The 22539-nt window shown below is 47.4% G+C and carries 17 protein-coding genes; 11 read left to right on the top strand and 6 right to left on the bottom strand.

Annotated features, from left to right (window positions below):
* The 7 genes from BHV83_RS19435 to cobC form a co-directional block, all read left to right on the top strand.
* The coding region (locus BHV83_RS19435; RefSeq protein ID WP_286757919.1) for a sensor histidine kinase at positions 1 to 1128 on the top strand (1128 nt) is incomplete at its 5' end.
* A gap of 56 nt (positions 1129 to 1184) precedes the next feature.
* Positions 1185 to 2138, top strand: coding sequence for an adenosylcobinamide-phosphate synthase CbiB (gene cbiB / locus BHV83_RS19430; RefSeq protein WP_122206011.1), 954 nt, complete (start codon positions 1185 to 1187; stop codon positions 2136 to 2138).
* A gap of 15 nt (positions 2139 to 2153) precedes the next feature.
* Complete coding sequence (locus BHV83_RS19425; RefSeq protein ID WP_022322469.1) at positions 2154 to 2759, top strand: S4 domain-containing protein; 606 nt, start codon at positions 2154 to 2156, stop codon at positions 2757 to 2759.
* 4 nt (positions 2760 to 2763) lie between these two features.
* Complete coding sequence (locus BHV83_RS19420) at positions 2764 to 3279, top strand: bifunctional adenosylcobinamide kinase/adenosylcobinamide-phosphate guanylyltransferase (protein ID WP_122206012.1); 516 nt, start codon at positions 2764 to 2766, stop codon at positions 3277 to 3279.
* 15 nt (positions 3280 to 3294) lie between these two features.
* Positions 3295 to 4332, top strand: a complete 1038-nt coding sequence (gene cobT, locus BHV83_RS19415; RefSeq protein WP_022322471.1) for a nicotinate-nucleotide--dimethylbenzimidazole phosphoribosyltransferase — start codon at positions 3295 to 3297, stop codon at positions 4330 to 4332.
* Positions 4333 to 4360: 28 nt separating this feature from the next.
* Complete coding sequence (locus tag BHV83_RS19410; RefSeq protein WP_005635588.1) at positions 4361 to 5113, top strand: adenosylcobinamide-GDP ribazoletransferase; 753 nt, start codon at positions 4361 to 4363, stop codon at positions 5111 to 5113.
* 12 nt (positions 5114 to 5125) lie between these two features.
* On the top strand, positions 5126 to 5659 hold the full coding sequence (cobC, locus tag BHV83_RS19405; RefSeq protein ID WP_005635587.1) for an alpha-ribazole phosphatase: 534 nt from the start codon (positions 5126 to 5128) through the stop codon (positions 5657 to 5659).
* A 203-nt stretch (positions 5660 to 5862) separates the two neighbouring features.
* Here cobC and BHV83_RS19400 read toward each other — a convergent pair whose 3' ends face one another.
* Together BHV83_RS19400 and BHV83_RS19395 are read right to left on the bottom strand one after the other, a co-directional pair.
* Positions 5863 to 6705 carry a PepSY-like domain-containing protein gene (locus BHV83_RS19400; protein WP_005635584.1) on the bottom strand — a complete coding sequence of 281 codons (843 nt, stop codon included), beginning with the start codon at positions 6703 to 6705 and terminating at the stop codon, positions 5863 to 5865.
* A gap of 28 nt (positions 6706 to 6733) precedes the next feature.
* A complete protein-coding gene (locus BHV83_RS19395) occupies positions 6734 to 7171 on the bottom strand; it encodes a PepSY-like domain-containing protein (protein ID WP_005651441.1) in 438 nt (145 codons plus the stop codon).
* A gap of 127 nt (positions 7172 to 7298) precedes the next feature.
* Between BHV83_RS19395 and BHV83_RS19390 the strand changes: the two genes are divergently transcribed.
* The 4 genes from BHV83_RS19390 (at position 7299) to BHV83_RS19375 (ending at position 15191) form a co-directional block, all read left to right on the top strand.
* Positions 7299 to 8957 carry a trypsin-like peptidase domain-containing protein gene (locus BHV83_RS19390; RefSeq protein ID WP_286757918.1) on the top strand — a complete coding sequence of 553 codons (1659 nt, stop codon included), beginning with the start codon at positions 7299 to 7301 and terminating at the stop codon, positions 8955 to 8957.
* Between the two features lie 243 nt (positions 8958 to 9200).
* On the top strand, positions 9201 to 10892 hold the full coding sequence (locus BHV83_RS19385; protein ID WP_005635578.1) for a tetratricopeptide repeat protein: 1692 nt from the start codon (positions 9201 to 9203) through the stop codon (positions 10890 to 10892).
* Positions 10893 to 11202: 310 nt separating this feature from the next.
* Positions 11203 to 13524 carry a GH92 family glycosyl hydrolase gene (locus tag BHV83_RS19380; RefSeq protein WP_286757916.1) on the top strand — a complete coding sequence of 774 codons (2322 nt, stop codon included), beginning with the start codon at positions 11203 to 11205 and terminating at the stop codon, positions 13522 to 13524.
* Between the two features lie 14 nt (positions 13525 to 13538).
* On the top strand, positions 13539 to 15191 hold the full coding sequence (locus BHV83_RS19375; RefSeq protein WP_286757915.1) for a glycoside hydrolase family protein: 1653 nt from the start codon (positions 13539 to 13541) through the stop codon (positions 15189 to 15191).
* A gap of 409 nt (positions 15192 to 15600) precedes the next feature.
* Here BHV83_RS19375 and BHV83_RS19370 read toward each other — a convergent pair whose 3' ends face one another.
* From BHV83_RS19370 to BHV83_RS19355, 4 genes are read right to left on the bottom strand one after another with little or no spacing between them, the layout of a single operon-like run.
* Positions 15601 to 17070, bottom strand: coding sequence for a glycoside hydrolase family 28 protein (locus tag BHV83_RS19370; protein WP_046452250.1), 1470 nt, complete (start codon positions 17068 to 17070; stop codon positions 15601 to 15603).
* Positions 17071 to 17120: 50 nt separating this feature from the next.
* On the bottom strand, positions 17121 to 19952 hold the full coding sequence (locus BHV83_RS19365) for a glycosyl hydrolase (protein WP_286757914.1): 2832 nt from the start codon (positions 19950 to 19952) through the stop codon (positions 17121 to 17123).
* A 16-nt stretch (positions 19953 to 19968) separates the two neighbouring features.
* Positions 19969 to 20721, bottom strand: a complete 753-nt coding sequence (locus BHV83_RS19360) for a glycosyl hydrolase family 28 protein (RefSeq protein ID WP_286757913.1) — start codon at positions 20719 to 20721, stop codon at positions 19969 to 19971.
* Positions 20722 to 20778: 57 nt separating this feature from the next.
* On the bottom strand, positions 20779 to 22260 hold the full coding sequence (locus BHV83_RS19355) for a glycoside hydrolase family 28 protein (protein WP_022322477.1): 1482 nt from the start codon (positions 22258 to 22260) through the stop codon (positions 20779 to 20781).
* Positions 22261 to 22539 lie beyond the last annotated feature (279 nt).

The raw sequence follows: 22539 nt of genomic DNA, 5'->3' as shown, positions 1-22539 counted from the left end.
CTTGCCGGCAAAGAGCTTCCTTCGAAAAACGACGGGAGTAACAACAGCTATTCCATCCGTCCCATAACAAGGGAAGAAGCCAGACAATACCCAGCGATCGAATACTACGATGCCGACATATATATAAAGGAAAAGGAAGAGACTGAACCGGCACGTGTGCTGCGGACCATCTTCGCCGATAAAGATGACAATTATTTCCTACTGGAAGTCTCGACTCCCTCTTTTGAAAAAGAAGATTTACGTGAGGCCGTCGCCAACTGGATTCTCTTTCTTTATATTGTTTTACTGGTCACCCTGCTTACGGTCTGCATTTGGGTGTTCTATCGGAGCCTGCGCCCGTTGTACGCGCTACTGAACTGGCTGGACAGTTATTTGCCGGGCAAACAGCACGGACCTGTTCCCAACGACACCCGTATTCCGGAATTCCGCAGGTTGAACGAAGCAGCAGCCCAAGCCGTCGAACGCTCGGAACAACTATTCAAACAGCAGAAGCAATTTATCGGCAATGCATCGCACGAACTTCAAACACCACTTGCCGTTTGCAACAACCGTATCGAATGGCTGCTCGACAATACGGAACTGACGGAGGAACAAATGGAAGAACTGTTCAAGACCAAGCATACACTGAACTACATCGTCCGGCTGAATAAATCCCTGCTGTTTCTCTCCCGGATCGACAACGGACAATTCACCGACAGCCGTCCGGTCGAAATCAACAGCATCGTCAAACGGCTGTTAGATGATTACAAAGAGATATTCAGCCACTACAAAGCCCAGATCTCACTGGAGGAACAGGGCCTACTGAAGATAACGATGAACGAGACACTGGCGGAGTCACTCATCTCCAACCTGCTGAAAAACGCTTTTATCCATAACAAGGAAAAAGGACACGTCCGTGTCACGATCCAGGCAGACTCGCTGACTATCGCCAACACAGGGCAAACCGTACCTCTCGACAGCGAGCATATCTTCGAACGTTTCTACCAGGGGAGCAAGAAAAAGGAATCGACCGGACTCGGCCTCGCCATAGCCGAAGCGATTTGTCGTCAATACGGGTTGCACATCTCCTACCGGTATCAGGGTGAAGAGCATATCTTCCTCCTTCAATTTTACCTCGATAAATCATAAGGAATATAGGCGATGGATTCCATAACTGAAATTATATTTTTACCTTTGCCACTATTATGTATTATTGGTTCCATCAATCGTTTTATATGGCAAAAGCCTTCCCGTTCATCGGCGGATGGCTGGCAGACCGCTTGTTGGGTGATCCTGAAGGATGGCCACATCCGGTTGTTGGTTTCGGCAAAGTGATTTCTTTAGGAGAGAAGACGCTGAACAAAGGAAACGACCGGGCTGTCAAAGGAGGCGTCATGGCACTCATACTGGTTGCCGGAACGTATTTGCTCTGCGAACGGATACTGGCGCTTGCCGGATACTTTCACCCGATAGTAGCATCTATTCTATCCGGGATAGGCGTCTTTTACTGCCTGGCGGGAAAAACGCTGGTCAAAGAAGTGAAAGCCGTTTTCGAAGCAGTAGACCGCAGCACGGAAGAAGGACGCAAACAGGTCGGGCGGATCGTAGGCCGCGACACTTCCCGTCTCTCCCCACAAGAGATACGGGCCGCCGCTCTCGAAACGCTCGCGGAAAACCTGAGCGACGGAGTGATAGCTCCCATGTTTTGGTTTGCCCTGCTCGGACTTCCCGGCATGATGGCTTACAAAATGGTGAATACGCTCGATTCGATGATCGGCTACAAAAACGAACGTTACTTAGAATTCGGGCAGATTGCCGCAAGGCTCGACGATCTTGCCAATTATATCCCTGCCCGGTTGACAGCATGGTTGATGCTGGCTGTTTCCGGCAACTTGAACAAAACGGATTTCGTTAAGCGCTTCGGTCCGGCTCATGCCAGCCCGAACTCAGGCTATCCGGAATCTGCCCTTGCCGCTATATTGAATTGCCGTTTTGGGGGGACCCACGATTATTTCGGGAAGCCGGTGGAAAAGCCTTATATCGGGACCAACGAACGGACTTTCACAACAGAAGACATGTTGATTGCCATCAAAACAAACAACAATGCCGAACTTCTCATGGGGCTTATTGTTTGTTTAATATCAATAATTATCCACTAAATAAAGACGTACAAAATGGAAGTAAGATTAAATAAGCTCATCAGTGATTCCGGCCTTTGTTCACGCAGGGAAGCGGACAAATTCATCGAAGAAGGACGTGTCACCGTAAACGGCAGCCTGCCTCATATCGGGCAGAAAGTAACCGAAGCCGATATCGTCATGCTGGATGATATACAAGTTAGAATCGGAAAGCATACGGGCAAACAAACATCTTCCGCACGGATCAATATCCAAGAGTTGGAACTTGCCGGACAAGAAAAAAAGGCGAAGAAGACAAAGCCCTCGTCTACGGCGACTTCCGAAAAGAAGGCAACTTCTCCAGCAGCTGGTTCAAAAGGCCTACGCCCCGGCAAATATGTAAAATACAATAAATACGCAGCCGCACGCCATGCTGCACGCAATGGAGAAAGCACGAAAAAAGAAACAAAGGTGACTGGCATCGACAAAGAGATGCTGAAAGAAGCTTTGCGCCCCAAATTCGGCAAATCATTAGGACGGTCGGCCGTTGCACAACGCTTGGCTTCTTCTCCAAAATCGGCAGCGTTGCGCAAGACAAGCAAGAACAACCCGCTCAACAAGGCAAAACGCGCTGCCGCCCGCAATAAACCGAAAGGAGAATAAGACAATGGGAAAAAAGCATATCGTTTTAGTGACAGGCGGCCAACGTTCCGGAAAAAGCGGATATGCGCAAAAACTTGCTTTGTCACTGACAGCTAATCCGGTTTACCTGGCGACATCACGTGTCTGGGACGAGGAGTTCCGCGAGCGTGTACTTCGCCATCAGGCCAACCGGGGACCGGAATGGACGAATATCGAAGAAGAAAAATACCTGAGCCGCCACGATCTGAACGGCCGTGTGGTCGTTATCGATTGTGTTACTCTCTGGGGAACGAACTTTTTCTTCGACAATGAAGGTGACACGAACCGTTCCTTGGCCGAGTTAAAAGAAGAATTTAATAAATTTACAGAGCAGGATGCCTACCTGATCTTCGTCACAAACGAAATCGGATTAGGCGGCGTTTCTCCCGATGCGGTCCAACGCCGGTTCACGGACCTGCAAGGGTGGTTAAACCAATACATCGCATCCCGTGCCGACGAAGTTGTCTTCATGGTGAGCGGTATTCCCATGAAGGTAAAATAATAAAAACACTATACCATGATCTCTTTCAACATTCAAAAACCTGACACCGCTATCACCACAGCCCTGCAGGACAAAATCGATAATCTGACGAAACCCAAAGGGTCACTGGGTACACTTGAAGAAATTGCACTCCAAATCGGTCTGATCCAGCAAACATTATCCCCGGTGCTCCATCATCCGGTCAACGTTATATACGCATCCGACCACGGAATCGCCGATGAAGGCGTCAGCAAATCCCCCAAAGAAGTAACACGCCAGGTGATACATAACTTCCTGAACGGGGGAGCAGGCATCTGTTTCCTTTCACGCCAGCATGGCTTCGAAATCAAGATCGTCGACGGAGGTGTGGATTTCGATTTCCCTGCCATCCCAGAGTTGATCAACCGGAAAATCAGGAAAGGGACCCGTAACTTCCTGTATGAAGCGGCCATGACACAAGACGAAATGGAATTGGCAATCCAATATGGAGCCGACATTGTCACAGATTGCTACGACAAAGGGAGCAACGTGATCAGTTTTGGTGAGATGGGAATCGGAAACACCGCTGCATCAAGTATGTGGATGACTTGCTTGACGGGAATCCCGCTGATCGATTGCGTAGGCGCCGGAAGCGGCTTGAATAACGAAGGGGTCAAACATAAATATAATGTCTTAAGAAAGGCACTCGAGAACTACAAGGGAGACAACAGCACGTTGGATGTAATCCGCTATTTCGGCGGCTACGAGATGGTGATGGCTGTGGGAGGCATGCTCCGCGCGGCAGAATTGAAGATGGTTATTCTGGTAGATGGCTTTATCATGACAAACTGCGTACTGGCTGCTTCACACTTGTATCCGGAAATGCTTCCCTACTGCATATTCGGACACTGCGGAGACGAGGCCGGACACAAACGTGTACTGGATATCCTACAAGCCAAGCCGTTGCTAAATCTCGGCTTACGCCTGGGTGAAGGTTCCGGCTCCGTATGCGCCTATCCGATTGTGGACTCGGCAGTCCGCATGATCAACGAGATGCACAGCTTCCAGCAAGCCTCCATCACCAAATATTTCTAACTCCTTTTTAATTATTAATTTCCAATCCATGCTCCGTATCCTTGCCGCCTTTATATTTTTCACCCGGCTACCATTCTGGCGACTGGCTGAAGTTCCTTCGGAATATTTCAAGAATGTAGTCAGCCGCTGGGCGTTAGTCGGCTGGCTCACAGCCGGGCTTTCCGTAATCGTACTTTACACAGCTTCACTGATACTGCCGGCAAGTGTTGCCGTACTATTGGCAATCGTCACCCGGCTGCTGATAACCGGTTGCCTACATGAAGACGGACTTGCCGACTTTTTCGACGGCTTCGGGGGAGGGACTTCGCGCGAACGTATCCTTTCAATTATGAAAGACTCACATATAGGAAGCTACGGGGTGATCGGGTTGATTCTTTATTTTGCACTTCTATATACATTGTTGAGCAGCCTGCCACTGACTCTTGCCGGAAGTGCGATACTGGCAGGCGATCCTTTTTCCAAAGGAGTTGCCGGAATGATCATCAATAGGCTTCCCTACGCACGCAAGGAAGAAGAGGCCAAAAACAAAACGGTCTACAGCCGGATGACTACAAGTGAATATACATGTTGCCTTTTCTCCGCTCTGATTCCGATGTTCTGGCTGCCGGAACCCGTTTATCTCCTGGCAGGTCTACTGCCTGTTCTTGTCTTTTATTTTCTCACCTCTCTAATGAAAAAGAAAATACAAGGCTATACAGGTGACTGCTGCGGAGCAACATTTTTGCTTTGCGAACTGAGTTTCTATTTAGGGATAGCCGTTATTTATACGACAATCATATAAAACATATATTACATGGAAATTTATCTGGTCAGACATACATCCGTCGACATTCCCGCCGGCTATGCATACGGACAAACCGATGTTCCCCTTCGTCCTTCATTCGAAGATGAAGCCGAAGCCGTAAAAAAAAACTTATCCGGCCATACATTCGACAAAGTGTGGAGCAGCCCGCTTACACGCTGTACCCGCCTCGCCGCCTATTGCGGCTACCCGGACGCAGAAAAGGAAGACCGCATTAAGGAAATCAGCTTCGGGGAATGGGAAATGAAATCTTGGGACGAACTATCCTCCGATCCTCGATCGGAAGCCTGGTTCAACGACTGGATCAATGTTCCGGCTCCTTCGGGCGAATCCTTGCAAGATCAATATACCCGTGTCAGTCATTTCCTAAATGAAATAAGAGAAAGTGACCTGCAGAAAGTATGCATTTTCGCACATGGCGGAGTCTTGACCTGTGCCCGTGTCTATGCCGGAGAATATGACTTGAAAGAAGCATTCAAAAATGTCCCTTCATACGGAACGGTCATCAGGCTGGAATTGGATTAAGCAACATGCGTCCGTTTCTCCGAAGCACTAATTACCTTGGATGCTACTGCACATCTCCTACACGACTGCAAATACTAAGTTTTGGACATGGGAACGGGCTATCACCTGTTTGGTGGCTGGAAAACAAAGCCGGATTATCTCCGATATACCGGATACCATGTCCAATTTTCTCTCACGAACCTGAAAGCGATAACGGTAGGTTTCTACAATATCTTTCCGGTAGCGTCTATGCGAAGTTTCACTTCCTGCTTGCCGGATTCTAGTTCAACGAGATACCATTCGCCAGTCAGAGTCTCGATGAAATCAGCATCGTCGATCCTATAGGTTGCATATTGCGAAGCCTTGATAGCAGCCATTACCGCGTCCGGCAGCGCTGTAATACGAAGTTCCGTTTTAGTCTGCATCCAAGCGCCTCCATCGTCGAACAGGAGTTCGCGGCAAACTGTTCCATCCAATATTTCAACTTCCGTAACACCTTTTTCCCGGTCGATATCCAAGATACGGGCAGAAGGATAATGTTCTTTGACATAAGCATCTACGGAAGAGGAAGGCTGTGACGGGATGAAATCTTCATATCCATCGTTCCCACCCGCATCGAGAACGGTTTTCACCAAGATACCGTCCGGAGAATAATAAAGATCCACCTCACTATTGCCCTGTTCCGTCTCGATCACATAGACGGTCTCGACATCCCGGCGTTCGATCATATCCACATCGTCCACTTTCCAAGTCGAATATTCACCTTGCTGGAAAGCAGTCTTCACCGCATCGGGAAGCTGTGCAAAAGGGATATCCGTTTCCGTCATATACCAAGTTCCGCTATTGTCGAACCAAGCTTCCTTCTCTACTTTATCTTGTTTGAAATCCACAATCAAATAATCGTTACGCGTCTCCCACTCCACATCTTTTGCCGCAGGATATTTTTCGTCAAAAGCAGCTTTGGTTTCGGCACTCACATAACCGGGAACCGGTTCGTTATCATCATTGTCACAACTTTGGAACAGGCACAGAGATAGTGCCGCAAGTAAAAATACATTTTTAATCATACCATTTCTATTTAAAATCGGTTCTTAATTAATTGTCTATATCTATCAAGTTAAACTTATTGTCAAACTCCAGCTTCATACCGTTGGCAAGTTTCGCCTCATACCCCCGGTCTTCCTTTTCGATCTTAACGACCTTATGATCGGGATAAGTAGCCTTTACATAGCGTAGGATGGCTTCGGGAATGACAGCTTCGGGAACAGTGGAATACTTGCAATCCACTTCTTTCCAAGTTCCGTCCTTAAAGAACTCCACTTTGCTGCTGTTGGCAAAAATCACTTCATACTTCTTGTCGAAAAAATCCTTTTCCATCTTTGCCAGTGCCACCTTTTCCTGTGGGAAATATTTCTTTACATATGCCTGTGCCTTAGCGGGCAGCTGGTCGAAACGAACCGGACGGTCATCGTCCGCGCGAACGCCCGTACTTATGGTAAGCAGGCAAACTAACAGTGCTAAAATTTTCTTCATTTCATTCATCTTTTATAGTTCTACTTTTTATCTGTCTAATCTTTTGACAGGACAAATATCAGGAGCAATTTTAAAATGAATCTGAAATAGCTGATTATTTTCCTAAAATCGTATATTTGTCGCTATTATGGCAAAGCATCTTATTATTATAATATATTTCGGATTATGCCTGTTTCTCGGTGTTTCCGTCAAGGCACAGATCAGTCACGGAGGACAGCCACTCCCTCTCACGGCCACCAAAAGCCTGACAGAGGATATGTTTATTACAATGCCCCCATTCGACCTGGCGGAACAGCTCCGGCTCGATTCGCTAGAAGCAACCGGCCTACGGAATGGATTCCGCTTTGCCTATAAGTTCGTGACAGACTATACGCCGGAGAATTCCGGAGTCCGTTTCACCCTGTCCGACGGGACAAAGGTCTGGCGACTCGGGATACGTTCCGAAGGTGCGCTCTCCCTCAATATAATGTTCAGTAAATACCATCTGCCCGAAGGCGCACGCGTATTCCTATACAATAGCGACCAATCGGAAGTCTTGGGCTCGTTCAACCACCTGAACAATTCGGAACGTGGCATTCTGCCCGTGGCCCCGATCCAGGGAGACGAGTTGATCATCGAATACCAAGAACCGGCGAAAACCGCTTTCTCTGGAAAACTCGCGGTCGGCGAGGTGAACCACGGCTATCGAAACCTCAGACTCTCGGAACCGCAGCCCGACTTTGCGGCTTTCAGATGTATGCCGGTCATCGCCTGCTACCAGGATTCGACAACCCGTTACGACGCTATCGAACGCAGCGTAGTCCTGATGATTATCAACGGGACGACCGGTTGCACGGGAACGCTTGTCAACAACACGGCTAACGACGGAAAACCTTACCTCCTTACAGCCTCGCATTGCTTGAATAACCAGTTCCAGATCAAAAACCCAGATTATGAAGAGGTGGCAGGCAATATTGTCTGTTACTTCAATTACAACAGCCCCCAATGCAGTCCGGTTGAACCTGGACATACTGACCAGACAATCGCTTCGGCCCATTTCCGGGCTGTGAATGAATCAACGGATATGGCATTACTGGAATTGCAGGACACACCACCCGCCGATTACCGAGCCTATTATGCCGGCTGGAACGCTCTGGATGCGGGGACAGCTCCTTATACGTGTATCCACCATCCGGGTGGATCGCTCAAGAGGCTTAACCTCGCCGAAGGAAACGTAGAGCTGACGACCTATAAAATACAGGTTACCGACTTCAATGAAAATTCACACTGGAAGGTAGCCCGTTGGGCGACAGGATGTACAGCCGGAGGCTCGTCCGGTTCTCCCCTTTTTGATAGCGACAACCGGATCATCGGAGGCTTGACAGGCGGTGCTTCCAGCTGTCTCAATCCGGTCGAAGACTTCTTTTTCTCCATACAAAAAAGCTGGTCCGAACCGGCCGATAGTAGCAAGCAGCTCAAATACTGGCTCGATCCTATCGGAGTAACAGCTCGCAGTTGCAACGGAATGGATCCGAACGAAGGAAGCGGAACGGCCAACGAGCACATAGAAGCGGCAACAGATGTCAGCCTGTCTGTCGACAGATACCGGCATACGATCCACATCGACTTTGCAGTTCCCGTCAGCCGGGCCTCCCTCACCTTTGTTTCGCTCACAGGAAAGGCCATACGCAATTATTCCATCACCGGGCAACAAACGACCTTGCCGATTGGTTCGATCCCGGCCGGCATATATATTGTGAAAATTGTTTACAATAACAAACTTTATACTCAAAAAGCCCTGTTTTGATTAAAATTTGACAATAAGGGTTAGACAAAATCCGAAAGGATTCACCGGATTCATTTCCTATCTGTTTTGACATCAGACTGAAAAAAATGGAGACAAGATTCATTAATAAGTATTAATTGGAAAGATTTTATCTCTTGTTTGCTCTTCATAACAAAAAAATGCTTTAGTTTTGCACTTTGATGGCTAAGGGATATTTGAAAGTGAATATATAAACATAGTAACATTTTAAACTTACATCAAATTATGAACAAAAAGTATTTAATGCCTTTCCTCGTATTGGCAGCAATTCTGACTTTTTCTTCTTGTTCAAACAAGTTGAAACCGTTAGCTGAAGAGTACATCAAAGCTGAACCGCAGCCGCTTGAGGCCATCGGAGGCAAAGTTCCTGTGACTATTAATGCCACATTCCCTGCAAAATGGTTCAACAAAAAAGCAGTTGTAACTGTGACTCCGGTTCTTCGTTATGCCGGTGGTGAAGCATGGGGAACATCTTACACTTACCAAGGTGAAAAAGTAAAGGGCAACAACCAAGTTATCCCACAGAAAGAAGGTGCTAACGTAACCATGAAATCTGCTTTCACTTACAAACCGGAAATGAAGAAATCTGAATTGTATCTGACTTTCGACGCAAAGATCAAGAACAAGACAGTTAAATTGCCGGATGTAAAAATCGGAGAAGGTGTGATCGCTACATCCGAACTGGCTGACGCAGCTACTGCTAATGCAGCTATTGCAGCAGACAAATTCCAACGTATCATCAAAGAAGCTCACGACGCAAACATCATGTTCCTTATCCAGCAAGCTAACCTGCGTGCTCAAGAGTTGAACTCTGACGCAATCAAAGAATGGAAAGAACTTGTTAAGAATGCAGACGAAGCTCCTAACCAGAACGTAGCAATCGAAATCTCTGCTTACGCTTCTCCTGATGGTGGTGTTAAACTGAACACTGGCTTGGCTGAAAGACGTGAAGGCAACACAAGCAAATACCTGTCTAAAGAATTGAAGAAGATGAAGGTTGACGCTCCGGTTGACGCTCGTTACACTGCTCAGGACTGGGAAGGCTTCAAAGAATTGGTAGCTGCATCTAACTTGCAAGATAAAGACCTCGTACTGAGAGTTATCTCTATGTACCAGGATCCCGAAACAAGAGAAAAAGAAATCAAGAATATCTCTGCTGTTTACTCTGATCTGGCAGAAACAATCTTGCCGCAACTTCGTCGTTCTCGTTTGACTGCCAACATCGAAATCATCGGCAAGTCTGATGACGAAATCAGCGCATTAGCCAAGAGCAATCCTTCTGAACTGAACATCGAAGAAATTCTGTACGCTGCTACTCTGACTAACAACGACGCAGAAAAGATGGCTATCTATACAAAAGCTTCTGAACTGTATCCTAACTGCTACCGCACTTGGAACAACATCGGTATGATGGCATTCCGTGCCGGCGACCTGGCTAAGGCAGAACAGATGTTCAACAAATCAAACTCTGTAAAAGCTAATCCGGAAGCTAACATGAACTTAGGTTTGATCGCTCTGACTAAGGGTGACCAGGCTAAGGCTCAACAGTTGTTCGGTAGCGCAGCAGGCGTTGCTGAATTAGGCGAGGCTCTGGGTGTTCTGTATCTGGAACAGGGCGAATGGGCTAAGGCTGCTAACTCTTTCGGTTCAGTTAAGTCTAACAACGCTGCTTTGGCTCAGATCCTGACTAAGGATTACAGCAAAGCTTCTCAAACTCTGAACGCAGTTGCTAAACCCGACGCTACAACTTCTTACCTGAAAGCTATCGTAGCTGCTCGTACAAACGACGCTAACGCAGTTATCAGCAACCTGAAAGCTGCTATCGCTGCTGATAAGGCTATGGCTAAAGAAGCTGCTATCGACCTGGAATTTGCAAAATATGCAACTAACAGCGAATTCGCTGCATTAGTTAAGTAATAACAAACTTATTCCATATATCCGAAAGGCCGCCTCTGTAAAAAAAGGCGGCCTTTTTGTTCTTACCAGGAAACGCATTTTCGTAAGAATTAAAACAGTGATTGCCATGAGGAAACTGATCTATTTCCCAATCGTCAGTCTGATGGCCGTAACAGGCAAATCGCGTCCGCAAGGGAAACAGGCCGGTTAGGACCAGCGTCCGCTTTTCACCATTTAGCCAAATATCTAAATAAATCCGACAAAAAATACATTTGCATATTTGCGACTTTGCTTACTTTTGGACATCCTAGAAAATAAGAAAAACACACATATGCAAAAACTAATGAAATCACTGATCGTCGCCTTTGCCTACATGAGCATGCCGATTATGGCACAAAAGACCGATCTGGTAAACCCGATCATCGGAACAAACGGGATGGGACATACATTTCCCGGCGCCTGCGCTCCGTTTGGTATCGTACAAGTAAGTCCTGATACCGATACCATTCCTCATAACATCGACGGTGTCTATCAGCCTCGCGTGTATGAATACTGTGCCGGCTACCAACATAAAGACAGTTCCATCGTCGGCTTCAGCCATACCCACTTCAGCGGAACGGGGCATTCCGACCTCGGTGATATTCTGCTGATGCCCTTCACCGGAAAATTGCAGATCAACCCTGGTACGGCTGATAATCCGGACAGCGGCTATCGTTCCCGATTCAGCCACGACACCGAAATATCCCGTCCAGGCTACTACGAAGTGTTGCTGACCGACGATCAGATCAAAGTGCAACTGACAGCAACCGAACGGACCGGTATTCATAAATACACCTATCCGGCCGATCAGAAGAAACAGCTGATACTCGACCTCAACCACGGTATCTACAATTACGATGGCAAGGTGTTATGGGCAAACCTCCGGGTCGAAAACGACACTTTGGTTACGGGCTACCGCATTACCAACGGATGGAGTCGCGTAAACTATACCTATTTTGCCATCTCGTTCTCCCAGCCGGTCACCCGTTACGGATATACAGACCGGGAAAAAGTCAACTATCCGGGTGGTTTCCGGCGTTTCAATACAGCAGAGAACTTCCCGGAGATCGGAGGACGTAAAGTTGTTTCCTATTTCGAGTTCAAAGAAGGAAGCGCTCCGCTCGAAATCAAAGTGGCTCTTTCGGCTGTCGGAACAGACGGAGCCGTAAAGAACCTGCAAGCAGAGGCTACCGGTAAATCGTTTGACACGATCCGCCAGGAAACGAATGGGAAATGGGAGAACGCACTGTCCGTCATCGATGCAGAGGGCAGTAACGACCAGCTATCCATGCTTTACACATCTTTGTACCATACGATGATCAACCCGTCCGTTTATATGGATGTAGACGGGAAATACCGAGGGATCGACCACAACATCCACCAGGCCGAGGGCTTTACAAACTATACCGTATTTTCAGTCTGGGATACGTACCGGGCTTTACATCCGCTGTTCAACATCATCAAACGGGATGTCAGTACGAATCTTGTAAAGTCGATGCTCGCCCATTACAGCCAAAGCGTGCATCATCTGCTGCCGGTCTGGTCGCATATGGGTAACGAAAACTGGTGCATGATCGGCTATCACTCGGTTTCCGTCCTGGCCGATGCCATCACCAAAGGCTTGCCAATCGACAAGCAGGAAGCAGTCAAAGCGATGGTCAGCAGTTCAAACGTGCCTTATTATGATCATACGGATGAGTATAAACAATTAGGATATGTCCCTTTCGACCAATCCCCCACTTCCGCCTCCATCACGTTGGAGAATGCCTATGAAGACTGGACGGTCTATCACACCGCCCTTTTGCTGGGAGACAAACAGATTGCCGATACTTACAAGAAACGTGCCCTCTACTACCGGAACGTGTTCAAACCCGGTCTCGGTTTTGCCTGTCCGCGTTACAAAGACGGTAGCTGGAAAGAGAAGATCGATCTGCTCAGCACACACGGACAAGGTTTTATCGAGGGAAATGCCTGGAACTACTCTTTCTATGTTCCGCAGGCTCCGTCCGATCTGATTCGCCTGATGGGTGGAAACCGCAGTTTTATCAACAAGCTGGACTCCTTGTTTACCATGCATCTGCCGGATGAATTCTTCGCCCAAACCGAAGATGTGACACGAGAAGGCCTGCTCGGCACTTATGTCCACGGTAACGAACCGAGCCACCATATCCCTTATTTATATAGCTGGACTACCGAACCGTGGAAAACGCAATACTGGATTCGTGAAATCATGAACCGTATGTACCGCAACAATATCGACGGTTTATGCGGCAACGACGACTGCGGCCAGATGTCCGCCTGGTACATCTTCTCAGCCATGGGCTTTTATCCGGTATGCCCAGGAACCGATCAGTATGTAATCGGAGCTCCTTACCTGCCCTATATGCAGGTAAACCTGGAAAACGGAAAAACATTTACAGTCAGAGCAGACAAGGTCAGTGACAAGAACCGCTACATCAAATCTGTCACCCTAAACGGTCAACCTTACAAAAAGGCCTACATCACCCATCAGGACATCATGAACGGAGGGGAACTCGTCTTCCAAATGACTTCAAGCCCCAATAAGAGAAGGCAGTTCACAACAGAAGAAAAGCCGTACTCATTAGTCGAATAAACACACAACACACCATGAAATCACTTATAATTAACTATTTCTCGATTCTTTTATGTGCACAGGCTTTCTTTGCCTGTGCACCCGATGTAAAAAAGACTCCCGAACGGACATTCCGGATCATTCATAACAACGACGGTTCCGACCTGTTAGGAAACCGCTGGTTCAAGTATCGTCCGCTTACGCTTGCCGACTTGGACTCCTGCGTCGATATGGTGGCGAACTCACAGGTCACGACCTATATGATGTGTTCCGGCAGCGATTTCTTCTATGTTCGTTCCAAATACGGCCATGTGATGGGAGACGATCTGAACGGAACGTTGGATTGCGGTTGCGACACAGCTCAATACAACTCTTTCCGAAAATACTACCGGAACCATCTGAACCTGGAAAAAGAGGGGACGGACTTGGTCGCTTATACCTTAAAGAGAGCCAAGGAGAAAGGGATGGAAGCCTTCATCACCTACCGGATGAACGACTTGCATTTCAATGATACGACTACCCATTGTCCGATCTGGTATACCGATTTCTGGATTCAGCATCCTGAATACTGGCTGAACGACACGACACAAGGTTATAACAGCGGCGGGGCTTTTGACTTTGCCATAAAGGAAGTGCGCGACCGCAAATTGGCGATTATTTCCGAGCAATTGGAAAATTACGCCGACATAATCGACGGATACGATCTCGACTTCATGCGCTTTATCGTTTACTTCAAGTCTGGCACAGGGCCGCAGAACGCACCGCTGATGACACAGTTGGTGAAAGACATCCGTCAGAAGGTGGATGAAATTTCAGCCAAACAAGGCAGAAAGATCCTACTCTCCGCACGTGTAGCGCCGACGGTCGAGCAAAACATGATGAAAGGACTGGATATACGCGAATGGCTACGCCTCGGATTGCTGGACTTTATCAGTACAGGTGTCCATTGGAGAGGCGATCCCGCCATGCCGGTAGCCAAGTTCAGGGAAGAAATGGGGAAAGACCTCAACATTCCGTTCTACAGTTCGATCGACGACGGAGGCTACCGCCCGCGGGAATTCTGGTCACACGGCATGCACAGGGGGATGTGTTCCCATATCCTCTCACAGGGGGCAGACGGGATCTACCTGTTCAATTATTATTTCGGCACGCTCAATACCGAACATGACGGGAAACTGTATCTGGAAGACGGCGGCCAGGTTTGCCGGGTCATGATGCCGGAACTGCTTCAGGAATTAGGATCGTTGGAAACTTTAAAAGGCAGGAATAAGATATATGCACTGTCTGACGGGGTTGTCCAGTATAATATAAAGCCGGACTCTCCACTCCCGCTAAAAATAGGCAAGGGAGAAGAGAAAGAAGTCAATCTTTATATCGGCGATTCGGTAGAGGAAGGATATCCGGAAGAAGCAATCCTATTCATCCGCACCAGTCGGCCGGCATCCTGCCGGTTGACAGTAAACGGAAAAGCCGTTGAGAAAGAAATGCCGGCCTACACCCACCTATACGATAGGGAACGAGGGCTGGAAAAAGAAGAAAAGGAATATGCCTTTATCCTACCCGACGAAGTTCTCAAACAGGGATACAACCGCATCGGGTTCCAGTCCGAAGATGACGGTGCATTCACTGTCAAACGGGTAGAGATAGCCCTCAAATATGGAGATGTGGAAACGCACGGGTATTTCTAAAGCCGTCTTTATCACGAAAAGAAAACAAAAACATACAGGTATTTTACAGCCATTACTACCACACCTTTACTTTTCGCCCTTGGTCAAAAGCCCTTTCGACACTCGTCAAAAACCTTTTCGACTAAGGGCGAAAACGTATTCGACCAAAGGCAAAAGGTTTATGACCAGGCTGTCTGACAACAGAAGCATGGCGATCGTCACTTAAATAAGCCCAGTCTTTCCTAGTCGTATTCAGTAATTGCCAGATAAACCATCATTTGATTGGTTCAGTCTTTCTTAAACAGTTTTTTCCTTCTTATCCTGCTCTGAGGAAGGAAGGGGGAGTATTGTCTGTTCCGCTACATAAAAAAGGAGGGATATGCACATTTTGCATTCCCTCCCCTTTTATGTGTCTCCCGTATCTCCCGTTCTATTTTTTTATCTTCGTAGACTTGTAAACGTGTATCTTTTCCTTCTTTCCGGCAGACGGTTCAACCACTTTGATCTTTGTAAATGCCCCGTTGTGCACATCGTCCAAGACGATAGCCGGACGATAGTCTTTCTTCAAAGCAGTCAGCTTCACATTCTTGAAAGTGACCCCATCGACATGGCGGACATAAAATCCCCAGGCAGGCAACTCCTTATGCTGAGAGAATTCAGGATAAGCTTTCGGCATTTCCGGTACTTTATCCAGTTCGTCCAATCCAACTTTAGCATACAACGGATTACCACCGCCCGGATAGACGATCTCGACATTCTCGATAGAGACATTCGTAATCTTGTTATCTTGCAAGCCGACAATGCCGGAAGGCGAGACATTACGCGGATTATCTTCCGTCGGCCCTTCGTAGTCATATCCTGCATCCGGTTTCGTTGCCGGGACTTCGGCATAAACATTCGAGATATGCACGTTGTCCATCCGGCTGCGACGTCCCTCACGACGTTCTCCCACGACCAAATAGATAGGATTTCCGGTATTGATGGAACGAAGGCTGTCCACCACTATATTCTCAACCAGTCCGCCATCAACCGCCTGGATCGTTATAGCCGAACGGAACGTGTCGAATATAGTATTGTTGATGATCTTTATGTTCTTGAAGCCACCAGTCGAAGCCGTACCGAACTTGATACCGCTTGCACTTGAACAAGCCGTATTGTTGCGGACCTCGATATTCTGGCAAATGGCATCGGCACTATGGGATTTCAGACAGATCGCATCGTCTGTCGCATCCACATAACAGTTTTGGATCAACGCGCCGTTACAGTCGACAATATCCATCCCGTCGTTATTCCAGTAAGCACGGCTATGCACCGTGATACCATCGATCAACAGGTTCTCGCACTGATCGTAGGTCTGTGTCCAGAAAGCCGGATTCATCATCGTCACACCTTTTATCTCCACATTCTTGCACTCGCGGAAATAGACCAGCTTCGGACGGTTGGCCACACGTCCCAACTGCAACTTATCCTTGATCACCCCTGAATAAACCTGGTTGATGAAGTTATTGGCAAGCTCACGTCCACGACCGTCGATCACCCCTTTGCCGGTGATACCGATATTATCCTGCTTATTCGCCAAGATCAAACCATACCAAGCATTCAGCTCCATATCATAATCATAAGGATTAGTGGAACCGACCAACACGGCCCCCTCTCCCAAATGGATCGTCACATTTGACTTCAGATGAATACTGCCGGTCAAATAACGTCCGACAGTAAACACCAGACGTCCCCCCCCGCTCTCGGAAATAAAGTCGATCGCCTTTTGTATGGAACGGGTATTCATGGTCGTCCCATCCGACTTGATCCCGAACATAGTCATCTGGTAATCTTTTGCCCACACCGGCATCAGCATTCCTGCCAACAAGCACAGGATCATTATTTTTCTAATCACATTCATAATTCTTCAATTTCTTAATTTCAGCTTCTTAATTTTTTAATTCTTAATTCTTAATTTTTAATTCTATAAGCGGTTACCGGTCCGACCAATCCCGCCGGCTGCACAACATCCTGCCTCCGGGTCCACGCCTGAGCGATCTTATTATCCTTCAGCGTCTTCATATAGTTTCCCATAACAGTTACTACATGTACCTCTACCGAATTCTCCCCCTGTTTCAACCGGGCTGAGACCGGATGGATACGGCGGCCATACCATTTGACACCACAACTCTGCCCGTTCACGAATACTTCCGACACGCCATGTACCAATCCGAGGTTGAGCACCATCCCGACAGGCGAAGAGACGTTGACTTTCTTTCTATAAACAATCGTTCCGCAGAAATTCACATAGTCCGTATCCTTTAAATCCTTCAGTTTGTCGAAATGAGTATTCTGCACCGTATTCTCACGGCTATGACGGAACTCCACATCCCAATCAGACGAAAGATCTTTCAAATCCTCACCGGAAACCGGAAGCGGCTTGTAATCATTTCCTCTCTTTTGCTTATCGAACACAATCAGGAGAGAGTCAGCCGGACCGAAGTCGAACAGGAAACTGTTGGCTGCATCCAGCGGCAACCGGTATCGTTCACCCGTTTCCAGATCCCACACCCAACCCTGACGTCCTTTTACTACCTCGTTGCTGAAGGAAATACGGGTCTGATGCGAATTATAGCGGTGTGCATAACTGAAAAAGAACATCTCTTCTTTGTTATCACCCTGATAACGGTTCTGCATCAGATAAGGATCAGGTTTTTCAATCGTCATATACGGTGTCAATCCATAGTCTTTCTGCACACCCTGATACCAACCGACAAAGTCTTTTTCCGGTTTATGAAGCAGTATGAAACGCCCGTCCATCTGCTTCATCTTTGCCACCCATTCCTGCACTTCCTTATCATGCTTGTCATGATCCTTCAGGCCGACCGATTTATGCGGATAAGCCTCTATACAGAAAATACGCCCGCCAGAGGCCACAAAATCATATAATTTATGCGCGGTAGCCGGTTCCATACTCTCCACTTCGATCAGGAAAAGAGTTTTATATTTGCGGGGACCATAGCACAAGTAACCGTCTTTCATCTCGGCATCCCGGATGATCGATTCGGAAACATAGTCGCAACCGCTGCCGTTCTTATGGATCGCTTCCCATACCAATGTCTTATATTTCACATTGGTAGTAGCGGGGAACGGTTCGTTCTGCATTCCCAACGTGCTCCACATATCGGCTATCGGATGCAAGATCGCGATATCCGCATACATGGTTCCATGTTGCAGAGCGGAAGCCATACGGCCTTTATAAGCGGTATAATATTTGAAATACGGCCACCAGTTGTTATTTTCGTTATAATAAGCCCCGTAACGAATCCATCCGGGGAACGGAGCTTCTTTAGGAGAATAGTTGAAACCGTGGAAGATAGAATGCGTCACACCGGAGATAGCCGTCTGGTCACCTCCAATCTTCAACAACTCCAATGTCATATTGAACACGGTATAAGTATTGGTCATCTCCTCGCAACTCACCAAGCGCTTTCCACGTAAGTGGGCAGCAGAAGACACATATTTATTAACCATCGTATAGGCACGACCCCGGCGATAATCCTCTTCCGACATCTCCTCGCCCAGACGATGGCGCAACCAAGTCATCGTCCAGGATTCGCATTCGGGTATATCATAATCCAGACTGCTTTCAAGCGGGAAGAAACCACGTCCGTAGGCCTGTGCACGCGATTTCACATTCAGCCCCTTACACCAGTCCAGGTAAGTCTGTGTAAAACGCTCGCGCAGCAGTTCGGCTTTCGTGTATTCAAAATCATAACGCACACGCTGGATCGTATCGTCCAGTTCGGGTGTAAACTGAACCTTTGGTTCATAGGTCAACACATTCCCCATGCTGCCCATCTTAAATAGGATGAAGGGCAGATAGGGTTGCACGTCATATCCCCGGCGTTTCTTGAATTCTTCCGCCATATCATACGACCAGTTCGATCCTTCCAGTTCCATGCTATCGGTAAACAGGGAACGGATATTGCCGGACAACGGACCCAGCTTGTTGAAATGGTTCAACACCGGTCCCGTAGCACCGGGAGCACCATTGATCACTTCGAGGAAACCGCGTATCTTGACCAAGGCAAACAAGACATATTTCCCATCAGGCACTTTGAACTTAAACGTTCCATCGACCTCCTTATCCATCAGATCGATAGCCTGGTCAAGACTGCCAAACGGCTCAGGAACCAGCTGCAGGGAAACCAGCTCCATCTTCTTTCCAAGAAAAGGAGAACTGATAGCAGGATCGGCCGCACAGAACAGACCGTCGCGAGAGACTTCATAGTCGATCGGACCACTCAGCTTCTCGGAATAGTTCACTACAACATCCGCCCGTTCATCTCCCTTCAAGAACTCCGCCCCGAACGGCCAGCCGGAACCGACAATCAGATCGCAGGTCATATCGAGCGACTTCGCCTCGTCAAAAGTCACCTTCAACATGTCAATCCATTCGTCGCTCAGCCAAGGTAACGACTTCTTTCCCAAATCGTCCGTGTCATTGCCGGGAAATTTTACCGGATTGATCTCCACTCCTCCGATACCCGCCTCCTTCAATATATGCAGTTCACGTTTCAATTCATCCGCTTCTACTTTATCTCCGTTCCACCACCAACGGACAAACGGACGGTAAATGGATTGTGGATCACGAAACAATTTATATAGCTCACCGGAACGCAAAACCGTCCCCTTCACCTCATCGGCTGCACTAACCGTACCCCATAGCGACATACGGCTACCGACGGCACAACCGGCTGTCCATAAAACACTCTGTTTGATAAAAGATCTCCTCTGCATAGTTTTCTCCTCCTTCTTATTGATCGCTTGAGACAGCTTTGCCGTCTGGTGTTATACAATTTGTAAATATTAGATTACGGGATGTCCCAGCACTCTCCAACGGATTCCCCGCCATATTAAAGTAGCAATCTGTCATCTTCACTCCGTCACAGCCAGAAATCGAGATTGCTTTCCGGTCCGATGCACCGGCATTCACAACGACTCTGTCTACTGTCACATTATGGCAGTCCTTATATATTTCGGCTACGTTCGCTGCATCCTGCAGGGTGACTTGTTCGATTTTCACATCCTCGCAGCCTTCCATGCAGATCAAAGCTGGTGCATAATCGGATACATTTCCTTCGATATGCCCTTTTTGCAATTGCTCTTCCACGCTTGCCCGCACAACGATGCTACGGCCATCGATAATGCCTTTTCCACCGATACCGATATTCTTTTGCTTGTCTGCGTAAATAATCGCATTACATCCTCCAACCCCTTTAAAATCATAAACGGAGGGAACTGCAACCAAGACGGCTCCCTCTTCGATACGGATCGTCACATTCGACTTAAGTTCGATTGAACCAGTCAGATAACGGCCCACATAAAAAATAAGCCGGCCGCCTCCCTGTTCACTGATATAATCGACAGCTCGCTGGATAGAACGGGTATTGAGTGTCACTCCGTCCGATTTGATTCCAAACATCGCGACTTGGTAATCTTTAGCTGAAAGTCCCGCCACAAAGACCAAAAGGCCTATCACACTTGCAAATAATTTATTTTTATTCATATCGTCTCACTTTTTTGTTTTTAATCCTATACATCCTTCCAGTCCGATATCGTACTCTCATTTTATCACTTTTGACTTATAAGGGAATATCTGTTTCTTTCCCTCGCCCTCCGGCTCGATAAACCGGACATCCTTGAATGTCACCTCCCCGGCATCATCCATCACGATAGCCGGACGGTAATCTTTTTTCAAAGCCTTAAACGTCACATTATCAAAAGTGATTCCCTCGGCATGACGGATGTAGAAGCCCCAAGCCGGCAATTCCTTAAACTGCGAAAACTCCGGATAGGAAGTCGCCATTTCAGGAATACTGTCCAGCTCGGCCGGTGCCAATCCACGGTAAGCGTAGTAGGGATTACCACCTCCGGGAGAAACAATCTCGATATTCTGGAGTGTCACGTTCTGAATCTTATATTCCGGCAATCCAACAATGCTGGCGGGTGAGATATTGCGGGGAAGATCTTCGATCGGTCCTTCATAATTATATCCGGCATCCGGTTTGTCCATCGGGATCTCGGCATAGACATTCTTGATCGTAATATTCTTCATAATCGGCTTCTTCCCTGCACTCCAACGGTCACCGATACGGAGGTAGATCACATTTCCCGTATGAATGGAACGAACGCCATCTACTTCGATGTTTTCGATCAGAGCACCATCGACTGCTGCAAATGTTATGGCCGAACGATACGTATCATATATCTTGATGTTTTTCACTTTGAAGTTACGGAAACCACCTCTCGATACCGTCCCGAATTTCAAGCCACTGGCACTCGAACGTCCCACACAGTTCTCGACAACCACGTTCTGACACATGCTGTTCGCATCATGCGATTTAAAGCAAAGCGCATCATCCGCCGCATCGATAAAAGAGTTTTTCAGCACAACGCCGTCACAGTCTACCACATCGATACCGTCATTATTCCAATAGGATTTGCTATCCACGTGGATTCCGTCGACATAAAGATTCTTACACTGGTCGTATGTCTGGTTCCAGCTTGCCGGGTCCCGCAGGGTGATATCCTTGATTGTCACATTCTCGCATTCACGGAAATAGATGTTCTGCGGACGGTTCGTCTCGTTCGGACGGCCCAGTTTCAGTGGATCTTCGTAGATACCCCGCTGGATATAGTCCACCATATTGTTGGCTGTTTGAAAACCACGCCCGTTAATCGTCCCTTTCCCCGTTATACCAATATTCTGCTGCTTAACTGCGAAAATCATAGACATCCAACGAATATACGGATCTTTTTCGTAATCCCAAGGATTGGTCGATCCCAATAAAGTCGCTCCTTCTTCAAGATGGAGTGTCACGTTCGACTTCAGGTAAATCGTCCCAGTCTGATAATTACCCGCAGTAAAGACCAAGCGCCCCCCACCTTGTGCATTCACAAAGTCGATTCCTTTCTGAATGGAACTCGTGTTCAATGTCTTACCATCCGCTTTCACACCGAAATCCGTGGCATAATAATCTTTGGCCGACAAGTGCAGTCCACACATCAAACCTAGGCAAAGAGAGAAAAATCTGTATCTGTTCATCATAATACGGTATTTACAAAAATAAGATTAATCCATGTTCCCATGTGTCTTTCACAATGGACAAAAATATTCACCCTCGCACAAATTTTATCTATGCTTTTGATATTTATAATTAAAAATTTGATACATCTTTGCAGAGTGCTATCATAAACAGAATGAGCCATGAAACAATTATTATTATCTTTATTGACCTTCTTTCTCTACATCGGATGCACAGAAAATAAAGTCGCATCTAAACTCGGAAATACCTATCCGGATATATTTCCGGATTATAAAGGA

The sequence above is a fragment of the Parabacteroides sp. merdae-related_45_40 genome (assembly GCF_001915675.1).
The sequence above is the reverse complement of the archived record's forward strand: the minus strand, read 5'-3'. Positions and strand labels throughout refer to the sequence as shown.

What these genes read in the sequence shown, in the direction of transcription:
- cbiB (WP_122206011.1), top strand. Translation starts at nt 1,185, where the DNA reads ATGTATTATTGGTTCCATCAATCGTTTTATATGGCAAAAGCCTTCCCG.
- BHV83_RS19425 (WP_022322469.1), top strand. Translation starts at nt 2,154, where the DNA reads ATGGAAGTAAGATTAAATAAGCTCATCAGTGATTCCGGCCTTTGTTCA.
- BHV83_RS19420 (WP_122206012.1), top strand. Translation starts at nt 2,764, where the DNA reads ATGGGAAAAAAGCATATCGTTTTAGTGACAGGCGGCCAACGTTCCGGA.
- cobT (WP_022322471.1), top strand. Translation starts at nt 3,295, where the DNA reads ATGATCTCTTTCAACATTCAAAAACCTGACACCGCTATCACCACAGCC.
- BHV83_RS19410 (WP_005635588.1), top strand. Translation starts at nt 4,361, where the DNA reads ATGCTCCGTATCCTTGCCGCCTTTATATTTTTCACCCGGCTACCATTC.
- cobC (WP_005635587.1), top strand. Translation starts at nt 5,126, where the DNA reads ATGGAAATTTATCTGGTCAGACATACATCCGTCGACATTCCCGCCGGC.
- BHV83_RS19400 (WP_005635584.1), bottom strand. Translation starts at nt 6,705, where the DNA reads ATGATTAAAAATGTATTTTTACTTGCGGCACTATCTCTGTGCCTGTTC.
- BHV83_RS19395 (WP_005651441.1), bottom strand. Translation starts at nt 7,171, where the DNA reads ATGAAGAAAATTTTAGCACTGTTAGTTTGCCTGCTTACCATAAGTACG.
- BHV83_RS19390 (WP_286757918.1), top strand. Translation starts at nt 7,299, where the DNA reads ATGGCAAAGCATCTTATTATTATAATATATTTCGGATTATGCCTGTTT.
- BHV83_RS19385 (WP_005635578.1), top strand. Translation starts at nt 9,201, where the DNA reads ATGAACAAAAAGTATTTAATGCCTTTCCTCGTATTGGCAGCAATTCTG.
- BHV83_RS19380 (WP_286757916.1), top strand. Translation starts at nt 11,203, where the DNA reads ATGCAAAAACTAATGAAATCACTGATCGTCGCCTTTGCCTACATGAGC.
- BHV83_RS19375 (WP_286757915.1), top strand. Translation starts at nt 13,539, where the DNA reads ATGAAATCACTTATAATTAACTATTTCTCGATTCTTTTATGTGCACAG.
- BHV83_RS19370 (WP_046452250.1), bottom strand. Translation starts at nt 17,070, where the DNA reads ATGAATGTGATTAGAAAAATAATGATCCTGTGCTTGTTGGCAGGAATG.
- BHV83_RS19365 (WP_286757914.1), bottom strand. Translation starts at nt 19,952, where the DNA reads ATGCAGAGGAGATCTTTTATCAAACAGAGTGTTTTATGGACAGCCGGT.
- BHV83_RS19360 (WP_286757913.1), bottom strand. Translation starts at nt 20,721, where the DNA reads ATGAATAAAAATAAATTATTTGCAAGTGTGATAGGCCTTTTGGTCTTT.
- BHV83_RS19355 (WP_022322477.1), bottom strand. Translation starts at nt 22,260, where the DNA reads ATGAACAGATACAGATTTTTCTCTCTTTGCCTAGGTTTGATGTGTGGA.